The organism is Bacillus sp. GZB, from assembly GCF_001975995.1.
In the GTDB taxonomy this organism is placed as follows: domain Bacteria; phylum Bacillota; class Bacilli; order Bacillales; family Bacillaceae; genus Bacillus; species Bacillus velezensis.
In genome coordinates, this window is record NZ_MTQG01000016.1 from 799,306 (window position 1) to 822,812 (window position 23,507).

Below are 23,507 nucleotides of genomic sequence, written 5' to 3' on the forward strand. Positions count from 1 at the left end.
TTTTTTTATTGATAGACGGATGCAGGTACGAAAACGTCCCGGATTCCTGCCGCGTACGGTCCGACATCATATTGTCCGAACACAACGGCAATGCCGTTTTTCGTAAAGAAGAAAGGTCTTTCGTTATTCAGGATGATCTCTTGTTTTTTGACGTCCTGGTCAAACAGATCGTCATGTTTCTTGATGTAGCCGTAAAGATAGTCTCTCGTCTTGTTAGCTTTCGTTTTTGTATTCAGCACATCATTGAGTGTGACCCGTTTTTTTGCGGCCAAGTCGTAATTAAAGGTCTGAACGGCTGTCAGCCCGTGTGCGCCGCCTGTGTAACTGTAGTCTTCCGTCTGAATGCTGAGCTTGCCGTCTTGATTATATTTCACCTTGAAATCTGCCTGGTATTCCGCTTTGTAGCCTTGTTTCTCACCGTCTTTTTTGTTTTTCACATATTCTTGATACGATTGTTCAATATAGCGTTTGAAGTCCTGATTGATTCTCTTTTCAAAAGATGCGTTTCCCGTATTTGTGACCTCGGGGTATGTCAGCTGTTTTACATGCTTATACGTATGGCTTTTGACAACGGGCTTTGCGGTTTGCGCGGCCTCGGCTGAAGGCGCGAAACCTCCGAACGGCGCGGCTGTCAGCACGGTTAAGAGCACGGCCGCCATCATTTTGAATGCCTTTTTCATCACAACTCCTCCTTTTCATTACCGTTCCCTTTTTGAAAACGGGTTACACTCTATAGACAGCGCGGATCAGCAAATTGTTTCTGGGCCTTCTTTCACATTTTCTCCATGAAAAAAAGAGACATGGAAAATCCACGCCTCTTTTACCGTGAAGGTCTTTGCGCAATGGCTTCATAAACGGCTTCTGCCAAATCGGAGTTGCCGAACATCTCCAAAACGCCGATGACAGTTTGATCAGGAATCGGTTCTGATTCCTCCTTCGGCACGACAAGTTCTTCAGCCGTTTTTCGCAGCTCTTCGTTTAAAGGCTGTCCGGGATAAGCCTTGCTGTAAATGGCCATCGGATCAAGGTCATGATTGACGCACCATTGGGCAAACACCAAAATCATCATGTTTTCGTCACGCCGGTAATATTCTTCAAGTTGTTTTTCGGTAAACGGCTTCACTATGTATCCCTCTGCTTTTATTATTCTTCTACTTGAAGTTCCAAAGTTTCAATCTGTTTTCGAATAATTTGAATGTCTCTCTTAATTAATGTCCCCGGTACTATAATTTTTGCAGATTTGCCATTAGTAAGGGAAAAATCGAACCTTTGCATTTCAATAGTTCCTTGTTCTAACGCTTCTCTTGGAGTGCTGTTTTTTTTATCCATAAATGTTTCCTCTCTATTTGATTTTATTATTTTTTTATTTTTATGTATTATATTAGCGAATAAAGCTGACTCAATGAAAATCCTAGAGGCATATTCACTACTGTTATCTGAAATTTCATGATATGCATTTAAAATCTCAGGTAAATTATCTGGAATTGCTCCTTCACTTGAATACTTATTAAAAAGTTCAGCAAATAGTTCTGGTTGAAGAAATGCTGTTCTCAAAGCACTTTGAAAATCCTTCTCGCTCATTGAATCAATTATCCTTTTGGAAAGCTGAGTCAGCTTATAATTACCAGAGGATCTTTCTAATAATCCAAAGTGTTTTAAGGATGCTATTTTGTTGCCTACAGCCCCGCTGTATTTTTTATATCCCAGAGCTTTTGTTATTAAGTCTTTTTCAATATCGCTATCTCCTGAATAACTTCTTATTAACTTAGCAAACTTTAAAGTATTTTCTAAATTAAATCGCGGAAATCCACGGCTTCTCTTTTTCATAAAACTCTCCTAACTTTTATCGCGAGATAATTACTAACTTTAAACTTATGTTAACTAAAAATCAACTTCAGTTCAAGTAATATAGAGATTAAATTTTTAGTTTGTTCTATTATTAACTCAACTCTCGTTATTCTACTCTAATAACTTAAAAAGTGCCTCATTTTCAGAGGCACTCAAATATATTCTTATATGTTTCTGTCCCAATGCCGATGCTCAGCCACGGCTTTCAGAAATTGTTCGCAGTTTCCGTCCGGAACAAGACCGGGGCCGCTTTCGGTTCCGGCGGCGAGGGCGAGAAGTTCTTTTCCTTCACCGGAGGCGCCGATCGCTTTGTAATGGCTGAAGGCTTCGCTGACAAAGTCTCTGGCCGATTTTTGGGCTTTGAGGCTGTCTGTGCTTTGTTTTCCGCCCGGAATGAAAACAGCGTCGTACAGGACGGAATCCGCTGTCAGGAAAGTGGCTGACGCTTCCAGCTCCGTACCGTTTTCTCCCTTCACGGTTCCCAGCGCGGGGCTGATGATATCGGCTCTGACTCCCGCCTGTTTGCATGCGTCAAGCACTTGTTTGACTTTCTCATCAGAAAACCCGTGGTCGGTTAAAACCGCGACCTGCCTTGTCGCTGCCGTCTTCACCGTGTTTTCCTGGCTTAAGGCCGGGGAAGTGAACGTTTCATCTGATTCACGATCCTTCGGCGGCGGGTTCACGCCGATTCCTTTCGCAACACGCTCGGCAAGCCCGGCGTCGACATGACTGAAGACATCAACCACCTGCTGCTGCACATCCTTGCTGTTCACTTTTCCGACTTCAAAACAGAACGCGGAGATGATATGTTCTTTCTCGGCGGGAGACATGCTGTTCCAGAACATCTTGGCCTGAGAAAAATAGTCATTGAAGCTCTCACTGCGCTGGCGGATTTTTCTGCCTTCTACTTTTTCCTGGTAATGAACGTATCCGCCTTCTTCTTCTGAGGCCGGCGACGGATCATTGTTCTGCAGAGAATTTTTATGATAGGCGACGGGACCCTTATTAATCGTCATCCGGTGGTAGCCGTCGTATTGGTTGTTATGGAACGGGCAGACCGGCCGGTTGATCGGAATCTCGTGAAAGTTCGGTCCGCCAAGACGGATGAGCTGTGTATCCGTATAAGAGAAAAGCCGGCCTTGAAGAAGCGGGTCATTGGTAAAATCGATGCCCGGCACGACATTTCCCGGGTGAAAGGCGACCTGTTCCGTTTCCGCAAAGACATTGTCCTGATTGCGGTCAAGGGTCATTTTTCCGATCAGCTTGACGGGAACCAATTCTTCCGGCCACAGTTTTGTCGGATCAAGGATATCAAAATCAAATTTGAACTCGTCTTCTTCGTCTATCATCTGAACACCGAGCTCATACTCGACTTTGCCGCCGTTTTCAATCGTTTCCCACAGGTCGCGGCGATTGAAATCGGGATCTTTCCCGGCAATTTTCTGCGCTTCATCCCATACGAGGGAATGAACGCCGAGCACGGGTTTCCAGTGGAATTTTACAAAGCGCGCTTTTCCTTTCTCGTTGACGAAAAGGAACGTATGCACGCCGAAGCCCTCCATCATCCGATAGCTTCGCGGGATGCCTCGGTCAGACATCGTCCACATGACCATGTGCGCGGATTCAGGATTGTTTGCGACAAAATCCCAGAACGTATCATGAGCCGTCGCAGCCTGCGGCATTTCATTGTGCGGTTCCGGTTTTATGGCGTGAACGAGATCCGGGAATTTGATCGCGTCCTGAATGAAGAACACCGGAATATTGTTTCCGACGAGGTCATAGTTCCCCTCTTCAGTATAAAACTTCGTCGCAAATCCCCTGGCGTCACGGACGGTGTCGGCTGACCCCTTGGAGCCCGCCACTGTTGAGAAACGGACGAAAACAGGCGTTTTGACGGACGGGTCCTGCAAAAATTTCGCCCGTGTATATTCCGTCATCGGTTCGTACACCTGAAAATGCCCATGAACGCCGTACCCGCGCGCATGAACGACCCGTTCCGGAATACGCTCGTGGTCAAAGTGCGTCATTTTTTCACGAAAATGAAAATCCTCCATCAGCGTGGGGCCGCGGACGCCCGCTTTTAAAGAATGCTCATCCTCAGACACGCGAAGCCCCTGATTGGTCGTCATTTTTTTGCCGCTGTTATCAGACCGGTACTGCTCCAGCTGTTCGTCCTTTGAGTGTTCATTTACTCGTTTGTTTTGATCATCACTCATGTCAGTTCCCCCTTTTAAAACGAAACATTCTACAGCACATTTACCCGCGGCGTTCTTCATATAAACTGCTGATCCGCTCATTAGGATTTTAGGTCTGTATTTACATATGCGGTCATACACATTTTGAAATAAGCCATTTTCACAGAAATAAATCGTGAAAGCGCTTACCAATACAGCTGTTGAACAGGGGAGGTCATATCGTGCTTGCCATACTCGGTTTTGTGATGATGATTGTCTTTATGTATCTTATTATGTCTAACCGGCTTTCCGCTCTTATCGCTTTGATTGTCGTTCCTGTTGTGTTTGCCCTGATCAGCGGATTTGGCAAAGATCTCGGCGAGATGATGATTCAAGGCGTTACAGACCTCGCTCCAACCGGGATCATGCTGTTATTCGCCATCCTGTATTTCGGCATTATGATTGACTCAGGTCTGTTTGATCCCCTCATTGCCAAAATTCTATCGCTTGTCAAAGGGGATCCGTTAAAAATCGCCATCGGCACAGCGGTTCTGACGATGACCATTTCGCTGGACGGAGATGGGACAACAACGTATATGATTACGATTGCGGCAATGCTGCCCCTTTACAAACGGCTCGGCATGAACCGTTTGGTGCTGGCGGGGATTGCGATGCTCGGTTCGGGGGTCATGAATATTATTCCGTGGGGCGGGCCGACGGCGAGGGTTTTGGCTTCCTTGAAATTGGACACGTCAGAAGTTTTTACGCCGCTGATTCCCGCTATGATCGCCGGCATTCTCTGGGTGATCGCCGTTGCTTATCTCCTCGGAAAAAAAGAACGGAAGCGGCTCGGCATCATTTCGATTGAACACGCGCCGTCTTCTGATCCGGAGGCAGCGCCGCTGAAGCGTCCCGCTCTCCAATGGTTTAACCTGCTGCTGACTGTTGCTCTGATGGCCGCGCTGATCACCAGCCTGCTTCCCATCCCTGTTCTTTTTATGATCGCGTTCGCCATCGCCTTGATGATCAACTATCCAAATGTCAAAGAGCAGCAGAAACGGATTTCGGCACATGCGGGTAATGCGTTAAACGTTGTCTCAATGGTGTTTGCGGCAGGCATATTCACAGGCATTCTCTCAGGCACAAAAATGGTCGATGCGATGGCGCATTCTCTCGTTTCCCTCATCCCTGATGCCATGGGCCCGCATCTGCCGTTGATCACTGCGATTGCCAGCATGCCTTTCACCTTTTTCATGTCGAATGACGCCTTTTACTTCGGTGTGCTTCCCATCATCGCCGAAGCCGCTTCCGCTTACGGAATAGACGCCGCTGAAATCGGAAGAGCCTCCTTGCTGGGGCAGCCTGTGCATCTGCTCAGCCCGCTTGTGCCATCCACCTATCTACTGGTCGGAATGGCGGGCGTCAGCTTTGGCGATCATCAAAAATTCACTATTAAATGGGCCGTCGGTACAACGATTGTGATGACGATTGCGGCGCTTTTGATTGGGATTATTTCGTTTTAATTAAAAAAGGATTTCCGATGGCGGAAATCCTTTTCTGTACATTATTTTTTTGTATAGCGCACCCAGTCATAATGAGCGTATAGCGGATTTACACCATTGTAGGAACCGAGCCAGTCATCGACACCTATCCCATTCCATAAGTTCATCATGATCTTTCCCGGTGTTGTCGGGATTTGGCTTGTCGCAGTATGTTTTAATTGCCCATCGACATACCATTTAATAGAGTTTGGCTGCCAATCGAACGCATACGTATGATAGGCATTGGCCGCATCAAATCCGAGATCCGCAACCTTCTCATGATTTCCCTTTCCATTTGTATAATAATTAAATTGAACCTTTGTCGTGTCTTTTCCTAAAAATTCGATATCAATCTCATCCCAAGGGGTACCATCCGTTGGACCTGTATAAGTGAAGAACGATGAAACGATCCCTGTGTTTTTAGCCGGTTTCATTCTGACTTCATAAAGTCCATAGCCATAGGTTTGAGCGGAGCGGTTCTCCCCGCAGTCAAACTTGTTATAAGACGGGCTTGTCAGCGCCAAATGCATTTCACCTGATGACGTCACGGACACATTATTTGCACGCCACGTGCAGTTGAACATATCTCCATTGGAGTAACCATTTGCTTTTCGCCATAATCCGGAGTTATAGCTGTTAAAAGGTTCAAAAAACGATCCGCCTGTTTGAGCTGATGCAGTAGAAGTGATCGCACACAAACTCAAAAACAATCCAGTGACAAGAAGCAGCAGCACTCGTTTCATACGATAAAACATGTTGGCATTCCCCTTTCTTTGAAAGCGATTTCTTTATCGATCATACATGATTCTATAAAAGGGAACATCAGTCAGAATAATGATAAAAACGAAACTTAAAAAGACCTAAATTACCATCAGCACAAACAGAGATGATCCGCGCTCATTGTAATTTAGGTTTTGCCTGCTTATCAGTAACAATCCTAACAAGATCATATGTGAATGAAGAAAAAATGCCAACGCTTTCATTATGCTTATTTGACTACCCTTTCTATGTGAATCGTTAAATACAGCAGCTCGTCACTGGTGAGCTTGTGTTCATACGCCCGCTCAATGCATGTTTGGATTTTCTTCGTGCATTCATACGCCCGATGGTACTTTTCTTTCACTGACTTCAGCAAAAAATCGTCCTGGCTTTCGATATGTGTGCCGTTAAAAAGACGCTGCGCGAAAAACTTTAAGTGGGTGACAAACCGATAATAGTGAAGTGATTCCTCGTTGAAGTCAATCTTAAAATGGTATTTTACGATACTCAAAATCTCTTGCATAACTTTTGTAATGTTGATGATATTGGGCATCTCTTCATTCAGCTCGGCATTGACAATATGCAGCGCAATAAAGCCTGCTTCATCCTCCGGCAGAGACACGCCAGTCTTGTTTTTTACCATGGCCAACGCTTGTTTGCCGATTGCAAATTCGTCTTTGTACAGCCGTTTCGTTTCCCACAGTAAGGCATTTTTGATATCCAGCCCTTTCTTATTGCGCTGGATCGCAAAGTTAATATGGTCGGTCAGCGACACATAGATGCTGTCATTGAGCTTTTTGCCGAGCTGTAATTTCGCATAGCTGATAATCTCTTCGGATACTTCCATACATTCGATCGGGATATCATACAAAAGGGTTTTGAACTTTTCGGATACATCTTTGTTATCGAGCGTGAACACTTTCTCAATGCGGGCTTCATCTACCGGGTCTCCCGTTTTCTTTTGAAAAGCAATGCCCCGGCCCATGATGACCAATTCCTGATTGCCTTCTTTGAGCACACTGACAACATTATTATTAATGACTTTCGCAATCTTCAATTCTGTCTCCCTCCCGCCTGGCCATTTACCTGCTACACCTTTGAACTAGTTCAATATCTCCAGGTCAATCAGAAAACGCCGTTCAGAAATCTTTGTCCAACGATGCGGATGAGGCGCATATAATGCAGAGAACCGGTTTTTGGGAAGGAGCGTGTGTGATGAAACGGTTTTCGAAAGAAGAAAGCAGCTGGATGCTGTATGATTGGGCCAATTCAGCTTATTCGGTCATTATTATGACGGCTGTTTTCCCCTTGTTTTTTAAAGCCGCGGCGGCGGAAAACGGTGTCAGCGCGGCTGATTCTACCGCTTATTTGGGCTATACGATTGCCGCCGCGACTTTTATTTTGGCGATGCTCGGCCCCGTCTTAGGAACGATTGCCGACTACAAAGGATGCAAGAAACGGTTTTTTGCCTTCTTTCTTCTGATCGGTGTGGCGGGCACAGCCGCGCTGGCTTTGATTCCCGGCGAATCTTGGATGCTGTTATTAATTTGTTATACGATTTCCACGATCGGCTTTGCCGGATCTAATGTATTTTATGATGCGTTTCTCGTTGATGTGGCCGCAAAGGAGCGGATGAATATGGTGTCCGCCAGGGGATTTGGACTGGGCTATATCGGCAGCACGATCCCTTTTCTCCTCAGCATTGCCGTCATTCTTTCAGCACAAGCGGAGGTGATTCCGCTGTCCGCCCAGGTTGCCGGCCGCATTGCCTTTTTGATTACGGCGGCATGGTGGGGGCTGTTTTCGATCCCGCTCCTTCTCCGCGTCCGCCAGCGCTATTATATCGAGAGGGAGCCGCGGCTTGTACTCAGCAGTTTTATACGGCTGGCCGGCACGCTGAAGCAGATCAGGAAGCACCGGGCGCTGTTTTTGTTTCTAATCGCCTATTTCTTCTATATCGACGGGGTTGGCACCATCATTACGATGTCCACGTCATACGGGGCTGACCTCGGCATCAGCGCGGCCAATCTGCTGATTGTTTTATTTGTCACACAGGTCGTCGCCGCGCCTTTTTCGATTTTGTACGGACGGCTGGCCGAACGGTTTAAAGGAAAAACGATGCTTTATGCCGGAATCGGCGTGTATATGATTGTCTGCACGTATGCTTATTTTATGGATTCCGCTTTTGATTTCTGGGTTTTGGCTATGCTTGTCGCCACTTCCCAAGGAGGTATTCAGGCGCTGAGCCGCTCTTGCTTTGCCAAGCTTGTCCCCAAACAGAACGCCAATGAGTTTTTCGGCTTTTATAATATCTTCGGCAAGTTCGCTTCAATTATCGGCCCGCTTTTGATTGCCGTGACCGCCCAGCTGACCGGAAATTCGTCAGCCGCCGTGTTCAGCCTGATTTTGTTATTTGTGATCGGGATTGGCATCCTTGCGTTCGTGCCTGAGGAGACGACGTAAAAAAAGCCTGCGCGCGGCAGGCTTTTTTTTATTTCTTGGCTTTATGGACTTTCAGTTTTTTGCCTTTGACCGTCGTATTTTTCATGATGTCAAGAACGTGCGGGCCTTTGCCGTTCAGAATCTCGACGTACGATGCGTTGTCCAGAATCGTGATAATCCCGATATCATCGGCTGAAACGCCGTCGATTTTCGCAATCGTTCCGACAAAATCGACCGCTCTGAGTTTTTTCTTTTTCCCGCCGTTAAAGTACAGCTTCATGATGTCTTTGTTTAACTGTTCGCTTTTGTCTGTTTTGACATCGGGGCGGGCGTTCAATTTTTCCGCAAAAGCCGCTTTCCGTTCCGCTGTTTCTTTCTCAGACGGCGCCTCCCGCTTTTTGATGCGGAAACCGATATATGTCTCAATGTCATTCAGAAACCGTGATTCAGACGGCGTCACAAACGTAACGGCCAGTCCGCGGTGTCCGGCGCGGCCCGTTCTGCCGGTGCGGTGTACATAGCTTTCTTTTTCAAGCGGAATATCATAATTGATGACGAGGCTGATGTTTTCAATATCAATTCCTCTGGCGGCAACATCGGTCGCAATGAGATAGCGGAACTCGCCGCGCTTGAATTCATTCATGACGTCAAAGCGGTCTTCCTGCACCATGCCGCCGTGAATTTTATCGCAAGGATAGCCCAGCCTGTCCAGCTCATCGGTTAACTGGATGACTCTTTCTTTTGTCCGGCAGAATATGATGCAGCTGTCCGGGTTTTCGGTGATCAGGACATCACGCAGCAAAGATGTTTTGTCCTCTTCTTCTGTTCTGGTGACAAAATGCTCAATGTCTTTTGTCGTCAGGCCTTCCGCTTTTACTTCAATCAATTCAGGGTCTTTCATATATGTGCGGCTCAGCTTCTCGACGTCATCCGGCAGCGTCGCTGAAAACAGCATGGTGACTCTGTTTTTCGGCAGATGCTGAATGATGGCTTCCACCTGTTCAATAAATCCCATATTCAGCATTTCATCCGCTTCGTCAATCACTACATACGCCAGCCGTTCAAGCGGCAGCGTCCCTTTCTCTATATGATCAAGCACACGCCCCGGCGTTCCGGCAACGACGTGGCTTTTTTGCTTCAGTTCGGTTTTCTGTTTGTCAAAAGAAGCTTTTCCGAAAACCGCTGTGGCTTTTATCCGTTTGAAACGGCCGATATTCGTGATATCTTCTTTAATCTGCGCCGCAAGCTCGCGGGTCGGCGTTAAAATCAGCGCCTGCGGTTTGTTTTCCTCCCATTCCGCAAGCTCACAGATCGGAATGCCGAAAGCCGCGGTTTTGCCGCTGCCCGTCTGTGATTTGACGACGAGGTCTTTTTTTTGCAGCGCGGCGGGGATGACGCGCCGCTGCACTTCAGTCGGCTCGGTGTATTGCAAGCCATTCAGCGCCCGTCGGATCTCGGGGCTGATCGCATATTCATTAAACTCATTCATGACTAAACTCCTTCTCTGTCCGGCTCCCCTCATTATACGCGAAATGCCGCCGCTTTACCCTGACGTTTTGCCGGGCCATTCGGGGGGAGTGCTTTTTCTTCATGTCAAGCACGACCCATTTGGCGCAATAAAAGCTCATGCTTCCTTCCCCGTCATCGACATAGTAGCGGATCGATTCCCAGCCGCCGTCGACCGGGCTGATATCCAGATGGATGTCGGTGATGCTTTCAAGATCATCCAGCCTCAGTAGAACTGCTTTCTCATGTTTGTGCCACTCCATTTTGTGCCTCCTTTTTTTCAGCTGAATTGGCATGTCTGACTCAAATGAATCTTACACCCCCCCATGAATTTCTTTATATGTCTGCATCCAATCTTTTAATTCTTCTTTCGTATGCAGATACGAATCAGGCGAATCTTTCAGATCAAACCCGCTCAAATATACGAGCATCTCCCAAACGGTTTCATCCTCAACCGCCGGATCATCTGCAGCCACGTACTCGCACGCCCAATCCGACACTTCTTCCCTCGCCGCTTGACCGTTCAGGATCAGACCAGCCTTCTTCAGACATTCTGCTCTTGTGGGTTCTTTCACGTTAGAAGCCTGCCTTTCATTTCTTGTTTAAAATGCTGACTAACAGCCTCCTGGCCCGTTCGTGCCGCCCGATTTCCCGGCTGAGCTCCGGATAATCTGTTAAAGCGTTTTTCAGCTGCGCATATTGCGGATACAGCTCAAAAAAGGATTTATATAAGGCTTTACGCTGCCGTGCAGGCATTTGTTTATTCGCCAACACAAAATCTAAGCCGCCGCAGATAAGTGCGAAGTATTCATAAAAATCCCCAGCACAGGCAGCACCCTCAAAGTCTTCTTCGAATCTCCCTGTATCTGAAGGCAGCGGCCCCTCTAATTCTTTTTTGTATAATTTCAGGTTTCGGATGACGTCATTATTTAAAGAATATCTGTTGGATTTCATCATCTCATTTTGACGCTTTCCAATTACTGATATCCCGCTTATAAATCCCCGAATTCGAGACCGCGTAAATGGCATTGCCAGTCAGCTTCAGCTGATGCCCGGAAAGCTCATCACCATCCGCATCACAGCACGTTATCCCTTGCACCGGCAGACTGACATCAGCCGGAATGAGGGACAGTGAATGATCATCTTTGCATATCCAAAACCCGTCACCTGAAATCGCAAGCTGATCGTAAACCCCTGAACATGCTTTATCAGAAATAATCCACACTCGTTTCACGTCGGTTTCATCAAACGCAGCAATGACTGTATATGAATAATACAGCATGTAGATCAGTCCGTTTTTTTCTGCAAGTGCATAGCAGTCATCTGCCGCGGGCGCATACATTTCTGAAAGCTGCTGATCAATGTGAGTTTTCTTTAGGTGCCCTTCTAAAGTGAAGCACAGCACACTGTGCCCTTCAGGATTTTCATCACTATAAATACCTTCATCACTTAAACCGATCCACAGGTTTTGTTTTTCATCCAAAAGACTGCATGAAACTCCTGAAGGCAGAGAAAATGCACTTTGTTCAGTTCCTTCTGCTGAAAATACTTTCACTTTATACTCATGCGATTCAAAGAAAATCAACACATACCAGTCAGCCGAACTCTGTTGAAACAGCATAATATCCTCACACGGAATTTGTTCATCGATATGAACCTCTCGGGTATCGCCGGATTCCTCCGTGATCGTAAATGAAAGACTGCCATTCTGATGCTGACCAAGATACTGACGTCCGCAGTTGTCAAAGTGACAAAAACATCCTTTTACTGATTCATCGTGTATCTTGTTCATTTTTATTTTCATGTCATTGCCCCTTGTATTTATAATGCGCGGTGAGCTTTTTTTGAAATTCATCCGGAACAGTCTGATCCGGGCATACAACTGATATCCAGTCTAAAACATGATCATCTAACGGCCTCCATGATTCTAACGTTTTTCCCGCAATCTCCTGATCAATGCCTAAAATACAAATTTCAAATTCTCTCTCTCCGTAAATCGCCCACTTGAAAGTCGGTGAAGCCCATACGACGCGGGATGCAATATTCATTATGCTGTCATTTTTACTGTACTTTGGATAATCAGTTAAGATTGAAAGATATTCATCTTTGGTTATATATAAAGGAATCTTTAACCAGTTAAAATATCCGAATTCCCCGTAAAACCGATTCATATCATCCGGTTGTGCCAGAACAGCCATTAAGATAAAATCATCGTGATGATGATGCGCCAAACTTTTGAGCATCTCCCAGCCTTCTTTAGACAAGACCCAGTGGAATTCTTCGAATAGATAATAATGTTTTCGTTGTTTAAATACTTGTTCGGGCAACGTTTTGTTTTCATGAAATAAGGAATATATTTGGGATTGAAAAACCGCCGATTCCTTTGTGTTTTTTATAAAAAAGGGATGCATTTTGAACCTCTTTTCAGCGGTTTATACACAAGCTCACAGCCGTATTCTGTGTGAAATAAACAGATAGCAAATGAGAAGGACGGCTCAACTAAAATAAAGCTGTTAGAAAGCAGCCGGCCTTCAATATCTTTACTCACTAGATCATATGACATCTAGCTTCCCTATAGCCCTTAATGATTCTTTTTGTAAATTTAAAGGACTTCTCATGTTTACCTCCGCGAACGATTTCGTTATGTAAGAAAAGAGAGGGCTGGGAACCTCTCTTATTTGTTTATTTATAATTTCGAATGATACGCATAAAATGATTGATCATCAAAGCGAACTGTTTCAGCTTCTACAGCAATCAGCATTCTGTTCATGTCAATGAGAAAATTAGCATTTGATTGATACTCCGGAATTACAGCATTTGATAGATTTCCGATTCCTTCCGGGTGGTAACTCATCTCAAATACTTGCCAATTGTATTCTTCAGGATCTATTTTTTCTAATCTCATATCACCAATATCTGCACTGAAATAAACAGATGCTACATTTTGAAAAAGAATGTTATGCGTATATTCGGCTTTATTTTCAACGACCTGAATCTTAAGTGAAAGTTCTTTTTTAAACACTTGAAAATCAAAATGAAGGACAGCGCACCCCCCATCTATGTAATCTACCCATTCATTAATTGTTTTGTACATCGTTTATCTCCCCTTACGTAATCTTTTATTGATATTTCTATATGAATGCCATCTTAATTTAATATGAGTCTCAGCCTGTTTATTTGAATAGTGTCCCTTTGCGTTCATGGCCCCTTTTTTATGATGACTCATTCGATAATAAGGTCTTTTCCTTTGTCCTGAATTCCTTCCCATTAATCTTACTGTATGTTTTTTAGTAGTAACTACCCAACCTTTTTTATTTCTAGCTCTTTTAATTACACCTTTGTTTGCTTTTGCAACTTTTCTAGCGTTCCAATACGTTTTAGATAATTTTCCAGCCTTATATAGAGTACGTCCTACTCGTAGATAGTTTCCTCCGATTGCTCCGCCAGCAGCACCTAAGGCTACAGATCCAACTAACCTCCAACCTCTTGCCCCCTTTGCTTTTGCTGCTTTATAAGATGAAATTCCGCCAATTAAAGCTCCTGCTACCATCCACACCCAATGCCCATCCGGATCGACGTTCATCACTGGGTTGTTGTTTCCATAAGTATACCCATTCTGATCCAGTGAATCGCCGTCGCTGCCCGGGTCTGGGTCGAGTGATAGGAATACGCCGTTTCTTGGCTCGTAGTAGCGGGCCATGAGATAGTACAGGCCGGTTTCTTCGTCGTATTGGTAGCCTGCGTAGCGGTAGCGGTTGTCTTTTACTTCGTCGCTCGCTTCGGTTTTTGTCGGATTTCCCCACGCATCGTATTGATATTTGGCAACGGTTTTTCCGGTGCTGTCTGAGATGGCGATGACGTCGCCGTGTGCGTTGTAGTGATAGAAATATTTCTTGCCGTTCTTTGTATAGGATAACAGCTGGCCGCTGTCACCGTACGTGTATGATTTTGTGACGTTGTTGTCTGCGTCTGTTTCATACAGGACATTCAGGCTGTCTCCGTCGTAGAAGTAGTTCGTGATGTTTCCGTTGACGGTTTTTTGGATTCTGTTTCCTTTTTCATCATATTTGTATGTTGCGAACGGCTTGTCTTCGCCTTTTTTCGTTACGGCGGTCAGGTTGTCTTCCGCGTCCCACGTATATGTGTATTTGCCGTCGGATGTGCGGTTGCCGTTTTTATCGTAGGACAGGTCTTCGTCATTCACCTTCGTCAGCTGGTTCATGATGTTGAAGGATGCGTTGACTGATTTGCTTGCGCCGTCCTTTGTGGCGGTGACGTTTGTCCGGTTGCCGAAGCCGTCGTACGTATATTGAATGACGGTGCCGTCTTCATGAGTTTCTTTGACGAGCTGGTTGAGCTTGCCGTATTCGTACTGGACCTTTCCGCCCGCTGAGCTGTCGATGATCGTGCGGTTGCCGTTGGCGTCGTATTCATAGCTTTCCCGGAAGATGCTGCCGCCGTTTTTCGCTCCGATATGAAGAGAGCTGACAAGATTCCGCTCATCATATGAGAAGCTCGTGCCGACTTCATTTCCGCTGATGAATGTCTGGACATTGCCGTTTTCATCATAATCAAATGTATAGGCTGAAGTGCCGTCTTTCATTTCAATCATTTGATCAAGTTTGTTGTACGTAAAGCTGTTTGTTCCTTTTTGGCCGCCGTGGCTCCATGAGAAAGTTTTCAGCTTATCCGAATCAGCCGGATACGTCCAGCTTTGGCTGCCGCCGCGGTCGGTTAATTCGGTCAGGCGGTTTTTGTTGTCAAAGGTGCGTTTTTTCGTTGTATTTTGTTCTTTGTTTGTGACCGATGTTTCATTGCCGTTTTTGTCATAGGTAAAGTTGTATTTTTCAGTGCCGTTATACGCTTTTGACTTAACCCGGTCGGTGCCGTCATAGGTCAGCGACACTTCATTGCCGTTGGCGGAAACGGTTTTCGTCAAGTTGCTGTTGGCGTCATATTCACTCTTCAGTACATTGCCGAGCGGGTCGGTTGTTTTGACGAGCTTGCCCATGACGTCATATTCATATTGATAGGTCTGGTCTGCGCTGGCCCGAATCGTTTTTGTCAGCTCATTTCCTTCCTTGTCATAGCTGTGAAGGATGGATGTGCCGTTTGACAAGGTCAGCTTTGTCAGCTGGTCGGCCTGATCGTATTCGTAGGCGGTTGTTTCGCCTTTCGCGTCGGTTTCAGACATTTTCTTTCCAGTCTCGTCATATGAAGCAGTGCTTGCATACCCTAGTTCGTCTTCTTCTTTTGTGACGTAGTTTCCTTTTTCGTCATAGGTGTTTTTCGTCAGGATGCTTCCTTCGATTAAACGGATATCATCAAACCACGCCGTTCCTGTGGCGCTTTTTTGGAACAGAATGCTGATTTCGATTTTATTGATCGGCTTTGTTTTCGGAATGACTGCCGCCGCCCGGTTCCATTCCTGTGTCCCCTGCGGGAATTTGGCGGTGTATACGCCCGTCGTGCCGTCCGCATAAGTGACGTCAGCCTGAAGAGCGTAATCATTGTCGTTCGTTAATTTTACGCCGTCAGCCTTGGACATCCCTGTCAGCGTGATATATACCGGCTTATCGTCCGCGCTTTGGCCTAGCGTAACGGTTTGTTTTGCGGCCGCATTGGCTTGTGATGCATTTGTGCGGGACGCTTTTAATGAGCTGTCATCATCGAAGCCTTCATCAAGGTCAGCGGCGGCTCCGCTTGTGCTCCAGCCATCTGTTTTGGCCGTGAAACTGCTGTTTTGCACCGGGTTATAGCTTGAAGAGACTTCGCCTTTTTCCAGCTGAACCTGATCAAACCACGCTTTTCCTTTGCCGTCCTTGTCGTTATGATCCACTTCCATATAGACGATGGCTTTTCCTGCATTGGCCGGTGTTGTAAAGGTGATCTGCCGTTTCGTCCAGTCATTCTTTCCGGCTAATGCGCCTGATTCATTGTGAATCCATTGAATGCGTTTTTGGTCTTTGTCACGCAGATCAATGTTGAAATACGCTCTTGCCTTCGTCAGATCCGTTTTGATCTGGCCGCTGAGTGTATACGTCGTATTCGGCTCTAGCTGCACTTCCTGCGTTGCGGACGCATGGCCGTGCTCTGTTCCGGCAGTAGAGGATTGTGAGGTGACCTCCAATGCTTTTTGTCCGGACAGCGCGCCGCTTCTTCCTTTGACAGACGCGATGCTTCCGCTGTCTCTCGTAGCGGTGAGATTCCAGCCCAGCTTTGTTTCTTCAAAGCTGCCGTCTTTCAGCAGACTTGCCGAAGCTGCCAGCTCTTTGCTTGATTGAATGAGATTTCCGTACTTGTCATACACGGCGGCGGATGAGGATTTTCCGCTTTGATCCGTCTCAGAAACGGCATCAAGTCCGTCGTACGCAATATCAGTGATGTTCCCCTCGGTGTCCTTCATTTTCGTTACGTCATTGTTTTTGTTGTACTGATACGTTTCGGTGCCGTAGTTGTCTTTTACGGCTGTGACGTTGCCGTCTTTATCATATTGATAGCTTTCTGTCGCTTTGCCCGCATCCGCGTCGTTCGGATCGGTGTCCTGAATGACGTTGTTGCCTTCGTATACAGTGTTGGTCGTGATTTTCAGCCCTTCGGCATCATCGATCATCTGAATCGGGTTGCCCGCCTCATTATAGCCGTACTGCACTTTGCGGCCGTTCGGCTGCGTCATGAGCAGCGTTTTTTTGCCCGCGTCGTAGCTGTAGTCGTACGTTTCTTTTTTCACATTGACGGCTTTGGCCAGACGGTGGCCGCTGTATTGGTATTCAGTGAACAGCGGTTTGTCATCCGTGCTGTTTGCGGAATACTGCTTGACGAGGCGCCCTTCGGCATCATAGTCGTAGCTTGTGACGCTGCCGTCAGTATCCGTCACCTTTTTGAGAAGGTCTTTGTCATATGAATATGAAATCTTTTTGTTTTTCGGCCCTGTAAGAGATGTGACATGGCCGTTTTCATCATAGGTAAATGTCAGCTTGCGCCCTGATGCGTCTGTTATGGCGGTCAGCTGATTGCTGTCGTTATATTCGTATACGGTTGTATTGTTGTGTCCGTCAACGATTTTTTGGAGCTTGCCGCCTTTTTTGCTGAAATAAGCGTTCGTCTGATCTTTTGTTTTTAATACAAATTGGTCGCTTGTTTCCGTCAGTTCGAGATAAACGCCCGTCGGCGGCTGATACGTGCCGTCAGATTTTTTCGTGAAGACATGTGTTGTCGCGTCCTCATCAATATAAACGGCTCTGCCGTCTTCAGAAAGGATCGACGTTTCCGCATCGGCATACCAGCCTTGGCCGAACATATGGTCAGAGCTGTCAAGGCTGTTGAATGTCCGGGAGAGCCCGAGCCCCGGCCCGCGTCCGTCGATTGACATATCTTCCTCATTGACGATGACATTTCCCGTCGCGCCGTTCAGCTGTCCGTCCGGAATGTCGATAATAGACCAGAATTCTTCCGTTCCGAGGAATTCCGCCCCTTCATGGAAAACAGGGTTAAAAGGTGCCGTCGGTATGCTGTCACCGTTTGCGTCATAGGCGGTCAGCGTGAAGGAGTAGTTCTTCTTCCCTTTGTAATTGCCGTTTGCGTTTTCGTAAACAGGTGAAGGGTCAAGCGCCAGTTCGCCGCCCTTTCCGTCTGTGTGAAGCTGGAATCTTCCCGCTTTCACTTCTTCGGCTGAAGGCCAGATGCGTTTGTTTTGGGTCGTCCAATGATCGGTATCCCCGACATCGAATGATTGATAGTCTTTTCCGTTGTAGATGTTGATTTTGTAGCCTTTGGCGTTTTTGACTTTATCCCATATGAGATTGACATAACCCGTTTGGCTCGATTTCGTGTTCGTATAGACATAGCCTGTCAGGTTTTTCGGCTTTGCGATATCAGGCAGCGCCGGACTCGCTTCCGGTGAGGCGATCGCTTCTCCGTCTTTGTTATAAGCAATGACTTTAAATCCGTAAGTTTTCCGATTTGCATCTCCGCCGGCGTTTTTATAAACGGGGCCCGGGTTGATCGGCAATTCCGCGCCTTTTTTGTCTTTCAGGTGAAGCGCATATTTTCCGGCGCTGATTTCCGCCTTTGTCGGCCAGATGTTTTGATCTTTTGTGGACCAGGATGTTTTATTTCCGAGGTCAAGCGTTTCAAAGCCTTTGCCGTTAAAGACTTGCATTTTATACCCGGCTGCGCCTGATACAGCTTTCCAGGAAAGATCAAACCAGCCTGTGGCGTTGTTGTTATTAAAGCCTTTCGTGTTCGGTTTCTGAACTCTTCCGATATTCGGAATGACGGGCTTGGCGGCCGCAGACATGGCGCCTTCTCCCTGGTCAAACACCGCGCTGACCGCGACCCAGTAATTTTTACTTGCCGGATAGCTGCCGCCGGCGTTTTTATAGACCGGCGAAGGATTAAGCGCTAATTCAGTTCCGCCTTTTCCGTCTGTATGCAGCTTATATTTGCCGGAGTCGATTTCCGCTTTTGTCGGCCAGATATTTTTTCCTTTTGTGCTCCAAGAGGTTGCATTGCCGACCGGAATGGCCTGATATTCTTTCCCGTTATAAAGCCAGACTTTATAGCTTTTGGCGCCTTCAGCTTTTTTCCAGCTGATATTGAAAAATCCTGTCGAATCTCCGTTATGATACGCTTTGACAGACGGCGTGTCCGCCTTCGGAATTGTGTATGTCACTTCAATGTATGGTTTTTTAGCAGAGTTTGCTGATGACATCAGCTTCTTCCAATATTCTTTTCCGTTGCCGTTTGCGTGAAGCTTAAAGCCGTAATTGGCGCCGCCGCTGTTCCACGACTTGACTGCGGAGGTGACATCGAAGCTTGCCCATTGGCCTTTATAGACCTCGGCTTTGCCGATGTTTTTGGAGCCCGGCTTGTTCTTCCACGTAATCTTGGCATTGTCGTAATTGCTGTTAACGGTGTCGAGCCAAAGCCCCGTCGCCTTTGATCCGTAATAGGAGTGGGCTGTGTACGCTTTGAGCGTCGCTTTCGTCACCGTCATGTTTTTGATCGGCTTTAGATTATCAAACTTCATAAAAGCGTAGTTCGTTCCGGTTGTGCCGTCATAATATCCAGTTTTCAGCACGTACGCTTTCAATCCGGCATCCCATTTCTGCGATGCGGCAGAGTAGTTTGTCGTCGGGTACGCGCTCATGACAAAGGTATCGGATGACACAGATACTGATGTTGAAGGGTCAATAGATACCGGATAAACCCGCTTGGGATCTTTCAGCCATTTTTCATCGGCCGTTACATGGAGCAAGTAGCCTTCGCTGTTTTTTTCAAGCTTGAAGCTGACATCTTCTGACCTGTTGACTTCACCTGACTTTTCGTCGAGATCTGAGTCGGTCATAAAGGGCTTCGGCACGGTGTAGACGACATTGTCTTTATCATCAGAAAACGCGATCGAGCCGTCTTCCTGTTCTTTAGCCTGAAGATCAGTTTTGATTTGAAAGGTGAAGGAATTGTAGCCTTCATATTTGTGAAGCACAAGGTCTTCTTTTATGTTTTCGTTAAATGTGTAGGTTTGTAAATCAATTGCAGGAAACACTTGCTGATACGTAAGCTCGTTGCTGTCTTCCCTTACTTTTGCTGAGGCATCTGTCGGAGTAATTGCAGCCTGATCGGGGCCTTTTGCGCCGGTTAATGAGTATGTGAGCTTATGATCATTGTGTTCAAATGTAGCGTATAATCCGTTTTTCATTTGCTTCAGAAAATCGGAATTCAGCACTGTATTTTCCGTCCCGACTTCCTTTGAGCCGGTTTTCAATTCAGGAGAAACGTCTTCCCAGTCCGCATTGGCGGTTTCTTTCGTATGAATGGGGTCTGTGTAGATTTCCTGTTTGTACACACCCTCGCCTTCATAGTAAAGCTTTGAATTCTCAGTTCTTTCAGACGTGATCTCACCGTCTTGATTGATATCTTTTTGATCAAGAGGCATCTGCTCAGATGCTCTTTCCGCCGGAAGATCTTTTTCCGGGTCTGCGGCCGGAATGGCGGCGGTTTTCGCTTGATCTTGTTTTTCACGCGTTTCTGCCGCAAACACATCGGCAGGCGCAATGGAAATCATCAGCGTTGCCGCAAGAGTGCCGGCCAGCCACTTTTTCCACTTGTTCTTTTTTCCTATTTTCATAGGTTCTCCTCCTTCTTTTGTAATATAGGCTTAACAATAGTAATATTATTGAAATTGTTTATCAATATTTTCCTAGGTATTTAAGGTTATTTTAAGGATTATAGGAATTTTGAACCTTTTATTCATATAAAAAAACCGCCGGCTGCCGGCGGTTTTTCGTATTATGGATAGCGAAGATTTGTATTTTGTGCTCCCGCGTAGGATTGGGCGAAGTTTTTGGCGTCCTGGGCTGAAAGCGTGCCGTAGCTGTAATTTGATCTCGGATTCCAGCCGGTGCGCGGTGATTTCGGGGCTTTGAGCGACGGGAATGAACCGATGTCAGTGAATTGGGCCGTCCCGTAATCGTCTATCATTCCGCCTTTTTCATTTCCGTTACCGAAATAGTTGGCTTCTGAGAAGACAGTCGCGTTTGTATGAATGGTGAATCCTAAATTGAAATTGGTCACATAGTTGTTTTTCGCGTGAAAATAGCCGTATCTCATCAGGCCCGGTGAACGCACATAGACGTTATTAAAATAGTTGTTGGTGATCGTCATATGCGGATAGCCGATATAATTGCGTCCTTCGTTATCATCATTCGGATAACCGAGAATCAGGCCGTACAGATGGTCTGTGAATTTAGAGTTAGACAGCGTCACAAAATCCGCTTTGGCGCCGACATACAGAAGCTTTCCCAAATCGCTGTGGCTGTTCGGATTGTAGCTGTGTCCTTCAAACCAGACGTGGTCAATCCAGTAATTCTGTCCGTTCGCTATGTACATCGGAATGTCGTTGTTGCCTGTAATGGCGGCATTATGGCTGATAATGAGATTTTTGAAAATCACATTGTTTGATCCGGAGCCGGTGGTCAGATAGATGTTGGTCAGCCTGTGGCTGGTATAAGAGCCGACGATGGTTTTATTGGCGCCGACTGTCACAACGGCTTTATCCGGGGAAGAAATATCACTTGTGATGACGATGGTTTTGCGGTCCGTTCCGCCCGCATTGTTTTTCAGATCATTAAGATTGCTGACGTAGACGACGGGGCCGCCCTGGCCTCCCGATACGGCGGATTTTGCTTTTCCGTTATGATCCTTCGCATTGCCAGCGAATCCGGTAAGTCCCTGCATCACATCCGGATAAGCCGCTGCCGCTTCTGCCTGCTTGGATGCGGAACATACGATGGCCAGACAAAGCGCAAAGCCGAGTGCAGCCAAGAAAGCGAGATGACGCGTCTTCTTTTTCATGCCCTTCACTCCTTTAATCTCTTAAATTGTAAACACATGAAGTATTATACAATTACTATCCTCTTTTTCCATGATCTGTTTGTCTGCTTTTTCGTTATGGCTGAAAAGCCCCAAAACAAAAAAAGCAGCCGATACGGCCGCCTATATACGGGTGCTGTCTGCCTGAGTTTCCGCCGGCACGGCTTTTTGCTTTCGAATCAAGGACAGCGCCATCCCCGCAAAAATCATCACAATCCCCAAAGATTGATAAAGGTCGGGGCGAAATCCCGTAAATACGGTGTCAAGCACAATCGCCACCGCCGGATCAAGAAATACGATGATTGAAATAAACCGGGTGGATAAAAACCGCAAGCTGTCAAAAAAGAGCAAATACACAATGCCCGTATGAATGATACCGGTTGACACAATCATGATCCAGTTCACATGCGACAAATCAGAAAAAGCGCCGAAACGGACGAACGGGAGAAGAATGATAACGCCCAACCCTGTCTGCAAACAGGTGACCGCATATGGGCTGAGACTGTTGATACCTTTCCCGGCCAGTGTCGTAAAGGCGTAAAAAAGGGCGGCCAGCACGTCCCAAATAATACCCGATCCCATCAGCTGAGAAAATGATGTACTTCCGTTGATGCCGGAAATCAGGGCGGTGCCCAGAAAACAAATCACGATGGAAGTGACAGACACAATATGCAGTTTCTCCCGATATATAAGGCTCCCTAGAAGAAGGACGAGAACCGGAGCCAGATGATAAACGGAAATCGCTATCGTCACTGATGTCTCCTCAAATGATTTAAATAAAAACACCCAGTTCAGCACGAGAAAAAATCCGCAGGCCAGTGTCTGCAGCACCTCACGCCGGTTCCATTGTTCGGTGCGGTACCGTCCGGAACCAAACCAGCAGACGCCCAGAAACAATGAGGCGCACAGACATCTCACAAAGACCAGTTCAATTGAAGGCACATTCGTATGTTCCGAGAAAAAGCCGATTGATCCGAAAATGACCATGGAAATGACCATTTTGATGACGGCATTTGATGTTTGTTCAGCTTGCATTGATTTGCTTCCCCCATATCATTGACTGTTTATTCAGACAAATACTAACAGCCATTTTACTTGATTCAGAGGAAGATTTCATCCTATTTTTCGAAAGCCGGCGGCCTTTTCTCATTAAAAAAACCCCGCATCAGCAGGGTCTTCCGTTTAATGAACGATCAGTACAGGACAAGGAGACAATTGTGAGACCTTATGGCTCACGCTTCCGAGCATCATTTCTTTAAATCCGCTGATTCCGCGGCTTCCGACGACAATCAGATTGAAATGCTGTTCTTTCGCTATGTTTAAAATTTGATGCGCAGGTTCGCCCTGGACGTACAGGCTTTCCGCGTTTACCCCGCTTTCAGCCGCTTTCTGCTTGGCCTCTTCCAAAATGGCCGCTCCTTTTTGCTCGACTTCATGTTTAATGTCTTCAATGAAGTTTTCCGGAACATAGACAATCCCTGTTAAGGCTGATGTGGAGACAACGGCTTCACGTCCCGCATAGAGAATGGTGAGTTCAGCCTCCTGTTCTTTCGCCAGATGGATCGCTGCGTCCAAAGCTTTGCCGCTCATGTCTGAACCGTCTACTGCTGCAAGAATTTTTTTAAACATATGAATCCCGCCTTTCTGCTTTTATTGTCCTCCTCTCTTTGCTGAATGTCAATTTTGCCGGCTTGCTCCGGAACATTGCGCTTACAGACTTTCTCCGTTTGTGGCGATGACGTCTTTATACCAAATCAAACTACCTCAGCGTTATTTTTTTAGCGCTTAATAAATAGGACTTTATTCTCTTCTTTTTTAGTATTACCTATTGGTAAGAGTAGTGATAAAATGGAATTATTGATAT

19 protein-coding genes and 1 pseudogene are annotated in these 23,507 nt (G+C 46.3%); 2 read left to right on the forward strand and 18 right to left on the reverse strand.

The annotated features are described in order from the left end of the window. Positions 1–5: 5 nt before the first annotated feature. From BXO87_RS09890 to BXO87_RS09905, 4 genes are all read right to left on the reverse strand, one after another. The gene (locus BXO87_RS09890; protein WP_038460376.1) at positions 6–680 is read right to left on the reverse strand and encodes a DUF3298 and DUF4163 domain-containing protein; all 675 of its coding nucleotides are present in this window, start codon (positions 678–680) and stop codon (positions 6–8) included. 140 nt (positions 681–820) lie between these two features. Continuing rightward, positions 821–1,069, reverse strand: coding sequence for a hypothetical protein (locus BXO87_RS09895; RefSeq protein WP_046341506.1), 249 nt, complete (start codon positions 1,067–1,069; stop codon positions 821–823). Positions 1,070–1,143: 74 nt separating this feature from the next. After that, the gene (locus BXO87_RS09900) at positions 1,144–1,827 is read right to left on the reverse strand and encodes a hypothetical protein (RefSeq protein WP_038460379.1); all 684 of its coding nucleotides are present in this window, start codon (positions 1,825–1,827) and stop codon (positions 1,144–1,146) included. 185 nt (positions 1,828–2,012) lie between these two features. Then, the gene (locus tag BXO87_RS09905) at positions 2,013–4,064 is read right to left on the reverse strand and encodes a catalase (RefSeq protein WP_038460381.1); all 2,052 of its coding nucleotides are present in this window, start codon (positions 4,062–4,064) and stop codon (positions 2,013–2,015) included. A gap of 200 nt (positions 4,065–4,264) precedes the next feature. On the opposite strand from BXO87_RS09905, the gene citH reads away from it, so the two are divergent. Next, complete coding sequence (gene citH / locus BXO87_RS09910; RefSeq protein WP_038460384.1) at positions 4,265–5,545, forward strand: citrate transporter CitH; 1,281 nt, start codon at positions 4,265–4,267, stop codon at positions 5,543–5,545. 41 nt (positions 5,546–5,586) lie between these two features. Here citH and bglS read toward each other — a convergent pair whose 3' ends face one another. Together bglS and licT are read right to left on the reverse strand one after the other, a co-directional pair. Further along, positions 5,587–6,318, reverse strand: coding sequence for a beta-glucanase (bglS, locus tag BXO87_RS09915; RefSeq protein WP_038464417.1), 732 nt, complete (start codon positions 6,316–6,318; stop codon positions 5,587–5,589). A gap of 233 nt (positions 6,319–6,551) precedes the next feature. Beyond that, a complete protein-coding gene (gene licT, locus BXO87_RS09920) occupies positions 6,552–7,379 on the reverse strand; it encodes a BglG family transcription antiterminator LicT (RefSeq protein WP_038464420.1) in 828 nt (275 codons plus the stop codon). A 155-nt stretch (positions 7,380–7,534) separates the two neighbouring features. On the opposite strand from licT, the gene BXO87_RS09925 reads away from it, so the two are divergent. Continuing rightward, entirely contained in the window at positions 7,535–8,785 is a 1,251-nt protein-coding gene (locus BXO87_RS09925; protein ID WP_139337728.1) for an MFS transporter, read from the forward strand. 28 nt (positions 8,786–8,813) lie between these two features. Here the strand turns inward: BXO87_RS09925 and BXO87_RS09930 are convergent, their stop codons facing one another. The 12 genes and pseudogenes from BXO87_RS09930 to BXO87_RS09985 form a co-directional block, all read right to left on the reverse strand. Beyond that, positions 8,814–10,253: a DEAD/DEAH box helicase gene (locus BXO87_RS09930; RefSeq protein WP_038460394.1), complete on the reverse strand. Its 1,440-nt coding sequence runs from the start codon at positions 10,251–10,253 to the stop codon at positions 8,814–8,816. Between the two features lie 54 nt (positions 10,254–10,307). After that, positions 10,308–10,533, reverse strand: a pseudogene (locus BXO87_RS09935) (hypothetical protein). A gap of 51 nt (positions 10,534–10,584) precedes the next feature. Then, positions 10,585–10,845, reverse strand: coding sequence for a hypothetical protein (locus BXO87_RS20710; RefSeq protein WP_038460396.1), 261 nt, complete (start codon positions 10,843–10,845; stop codon positions 10,585–10,587). 16 nt (positions 10,846–10,861) lie between these two features. Next, the gene (locus tag BXO87_RS09945) at positions 10,862–11,227 is read right to left on the reverse strand and encodes a YxiJ family protein (RefSeq protein ID WP_038460398.1); all 366 of its coding nucleotides are present in this window, start codon (positions 11,225–11,227) and stop codon (positions 10,862–10,864) included. Between the two features lies 1 nt (position 11,228). Next, positions 11,229–12,074, reverse strand: coding sequence for a hypothetical protein (locus BXO87_RS09950; protein WP_038460400.1), 846 nt, complete (start codon positions 12,072–12,074; stop codon positions 11,229–11,231). A 1-nt stretch (position 12,075) separates the two neighbouring features. Beyond that, a complete protein-coding gene (locus BXO87_RS09955) occupies positions 12,076–12,681 on the reverse strand; it encodes a hypothetical protein (protein WP_038460403.1) in 606 nt (201 codons plus the stop codon). Then, entirely contained in the window at positions 12,663–12,833 is a 171-nt protein-coding gene (locus tag BXO87_RS21025; RefSeq protein ID WP_422850610.1) for a YxiF family protein, read from the reverse strand. Before BXO87_RS21025 ends, BXO87_RS09955 begins: the two co-directional genes overlap by 19 nt. Positions 12,834–12,956: 123 nt before the next feature. Next, the gene (locus BXO87_RS09965; RefSeq protein WP_038460406.1) at positions 12,957–13,364 is read right to left on the reverse strand and encodes a YxiG family protein; all 408 of its coding nucleotides are present in this window, start codon (positions 13,362–13,364) and stop codon (positions 12,957–12,959) included. Positions 13,365–13,367: 3 nt separating this feature from the next. Continuing rightward, positions 13,368–20,399, reverse strand: coding sequence for a DNRLRE domain-containing protein (locus BXO87_RS09970; protein WP_038460409.1), 7,032 nt, complete (start codon positions 20,397–20,399; stop codon positions 13,368–13,370). Positions 20,400–20,560: 161 nt separating this feature from the next. Further along, the gene (locus BXO87_RS09975) at positions 20,561–21,625 is read right to left on the reverse strand and encodes a polysaccharide lyase family 1 protein (RefSeq protein ID WP_038460412.1); all 1,065 of its coding nucleotides are present in this window, start codon (positions 21,623–21,625) and stop codon (positions 20,561–20,563) included. Between the two features lie 141 nt (positions 21,626–21,766). After that, complete coding sequence (locus tag BXO87_RS09980; RefSeq protein WP_038460414.1) at positions 21,767–22,678, reverse strand: DMT family transporter; 912 nt, start codon at positions 22,676–22,678, stop codon at positions 21,767–21,769. Between the two features lie 147 nt (positions 22,679–22,825). Beyond that, positions 22,826–23,272: a universal stress protein gene (locus BXO87_RS09985; RefSeq protein ID WP_007614788.1), complete on the reverse strand. Its 447-nt coding sequence runs from the start codon at positions 23,270–23,272 to the stop codon at positions 22,826–22,828. Between the last annotated feature and the right edge of the window lie 235 nt (positions 23,273–23,507).

Bases quoted from the DNA above. Each gene is read 5' to 3' on its own strand.
- BXO87_RS09975 (WP_038460412.1), bottom strand. From the start codon at position 21,625: ATGAAAAAGAAGACGCGTCATCTCGCTTTCTTGGCTGCACTCGGCTTT.
- BXO87_RS09895 (WP_046341506.1), bottom strand. From the start codon at position 1,069: ATGATGATTTTGGTGTTTGCCCAATGGTGCGTCAATCATGACCTTGAT.
- BXO87_RS09905 (WP_038460381.1), bottom strand. From the start codon at position 4,064: ATGAGTGATGATCAAAACAAACGAGTAAATGAACACTCAAAGGACGAA.
- BXO87_RS09970 (WP_038460409.1), bottom strand. From the start codon at position 20,399: ATGAAAATAGGAAAAAAGAACAAGTGGAAAAAGTGGCTGGCCGGCACT.
- BXO87_RS09985 (WP_007614788.1), bottom strand. From the start codon at position 23,272: ATGTTTAAAAAAATTCTTGCAGCAGTAGACGGTTCAGACATGAGCGGC.
- BXO87_RS09965 (WP_038460406.1), bottom strand. From the start codon at position 13,364: ATGTACAAAACAATTAATGAATGGGTAGATTACATAGATGGGGGGTGC.
- BXO87_RS09930 (WP_038460394.1), bottom strand. From the start codon at position 10,253: ATGAATGAGTTTAATGAATATGCGATCAGCCCCGAGATCCGACGGGCG.
- BXO87_RS09945 (WP_038460398.1), bottom strand. From the start codon at position 11,227: ATGATGAAATCCAACAGATATTCTTTAAATAATGACGTCATCCGAAAC.
- BXO87_RS21025 (WP_422850610.1), bottom strand. From the start codon at position 12,833: ATGTCATATGATCTAGTGAGTAAAGATATTGAAGGCCGGCTGCTTTCT.
- BXO87_RS09890 (WP_038460376.1), bottom strand. From the start codon at position 680: ATGAAAAAGGCATTCAAAATGATGGCGGCCGTGCTCTTAACCGTGCTG.
- BXO87_RS09900 (WP_038460379.1), bottom strand. From the start codon at position 1,827: ATGAAAAAGAGAAGCCGTGGATTTCCGCGATTTAATTTAGAAAATACT.
- BXO87_RS09950 (WP_038460400.1), bottom strand. From the start codon at position 12,074: ATGAAAATAAAAATGAACAAGATACACGATGAATCAGTAAAAGGATGT.
- bglS (WP_038464417.1), bottom strand. From the start codon at position 6,318: ATGTTTTATCGTATGAAACGAGTGCTGCTGCTTCTTGTCACTGGATTG.
- BXO87_RS09955 (WP_038460403.1), bottom strand. From the start codon at position 12,681: ATGCATCCCTTTTTTATAAAAAACACAAAGGAATCGGCGGTTTTTCAA.
- BXO87_RS09980 (WP_038460414.1), bottom strand. From the start codon at position 22,678: ATGCAAGCTGAACAAACATCAAATGCCGTCATCAAAATGGTCATTTCC.